1 protein-coding gene is annotated in these 1980 nt (G+C 30.6%); it reads left to right on the top strand.

Annotated elements, in window-relative coordinates:
* Positions 1–149 precede the first annotated feature (149 nt).
* Positions 150–1757 (top strand): IS1634 family transposase, encoded by a 1608-nt coding sequence (locus IQ237_RS25920; protein ID WP_194060111.1) that lies wholly within the window; start codon positions 150–152, stop codon positions 1755–1757.
* The last annotated feature ends 223 nt before the right edge of the window (positions 1758–1980 follow it).

Here is a 1980-nt window from a genome sequence, read left to right on the forward strand (position 1 = left end):
AGGCTTAAATATAAATACGCAATAAAGAAAGTAAAAATATAGACTTTAATTCCCATTTGACTACTAAAGAGAAATTCATAGGGCATTGAGAATAAATTCAGGAAAAAATGAGAGAATGAGACTGAATTACCAAAAAATGCCTTCATAATATGAATTACCAAACAGAAGAAATTGAGAGTAAAAACATAGATCACTTAGGAATAATCGCAGGAATAATAGATGAAATAGGAATAGTAGAAAAAATCAACGAGATATTTTCAATAGATATCAGAGAGAAAGTAAACACAGGAGAAGTAGTCAAAGCAATCATTCTCAATGGACTAGGCTTTGTCTCAAGACCACTATATTTGTTCCCAGATTTCTTTAAAGACAAAGCCGTAGAACATCTAATAGGAACAGGAATAAAAGCAGAAGATTTAAACGACGATAAAATAGGTAGAGTCATGGATAAACTCTATAAATATGGATTAACTAAACTATTCTTAATCATTGCCTTAGAAGTAGTAAAGAAATATGGAATAGACACAAAATATTCCCATTTAGACTCAAGCTCATTACATTTACACGGGGAATATAAGAATTGCGTAAATAATCTAGAGAAAGAACTAGGAATAAATCGAGAACATCCAATAATGATTACACAAGGATATTCTCGTGACCATCGCCCAGACCTAAAACAATGTATATTAGATTTAATAGTAAGTAGTGATGGGGATATACCATTATTTTTTAGAGGAGCATCAGGAAACGAATCAGATAAAGCAGTATTTGCTCATATCTTAGTAGAATATTCTAAACAAATAGATTTTGAAAGTATCATGGTGGCTGACAGTGCATTATATAGCGAAAGTAATTTAAAATTAATGTCAAACATGAAATGGATAAGTCGAGTACCATTATCCATTAAAAAAGCAAAAAATTTAGTGAAAGCCTCCATAAAGAATGAAATGAAAGCCTGTAAAATCAAAGGTTATAGCTATATCGAAGAGAAAGTATCTTATGGAGGAATAGAGCAAAGATGGTTATTAGTAGAAAGTGTAGAGAGAAAAAAAGCAGACTTAAATAAACTAGACAAAAAAATCCAAGAAGAGTTATTAAAAGCTAACAAACAAGTAGATAAATTAGAACAGGAAGAATTTGCTGATAAATCTTTAGCCGAATTGAAAATCAAAGAAATAACAGCTAAATTAAAATATCATCAAATATCAGACTATCGAATTACCGAGACATTAAATCAAGGGAAAACAGCAGTTTATAGAGTGAAATGTAAATTAAGAGAAAATCAGGAGTTAATTACACAACAGCAAAACTCGTGTGGCAGATTTATTTTAGCCACCAATATTTTGGATGCTCAGGAATTAGAGTCAGAAGAAATCCTCAAAATATATAAAGAACAACAATCTACAGAAAGAGGATTTAGATTTATCAAAGACCCGTTATTTTTCGCGGATAGTCTGTTTGTGAAAAATCCTCAAAGAGTAGAGACAATGATGATGTTAATGGCATTATGTCTTTTGGTTTATAATTTAGGACAAAGACAATTAAGAATGTCATTGAAGGCACAAAAAGCCACAGTTAAAAATCAACTGAATAAACCTACAGAATCTCCCACATTAAGATGGATATTTCAGTGCTTTCAAGGTATTCATCTTTTGATGGCACAAGGATTTCAACGAATTCTTAATTTAACGGAGTCCCATTGTCATATCTTGCAATTCCTACCTACTACTTGCCAAAAATATTATTTATTATCTTAGTTTTTCTCTCTATTTTTACGATTTCATTGGTTATCTTTTTGATAACTGATTCCACAACTTGAATTAAATATTGTTTTTGAAATAGCTTTTAAACACCAATAAAGGCTTTACTTTGTGTGTCCATAATTTTGTTTTACATTGATACGTAATTGTTCAAACCCTAAGTTTTAATTGACTGTCAATGTAGTTAAATTATGCTACTTTTTGAAGTGCGGAATGTGGG

Source organism: Sphaerospermopsis sp. LEGE 08334, from assembly GCF_015207205.1.
Classification (GTDB): domain Bacteria; phylum Cyanobacteriota; class Cyanobacteriia; order Cyanobacteriales; family Nostocaceae; genus Sphaerospermopsis.

Coding starts and splice junctions, on each gene's coding strand:
- IQ237_RS25920 (WP_194060111.1), top strand. CDS start 150: ATGAATTACCAAACAGAAGAAATTGAGAGTAAAAACATAGATCACTTA.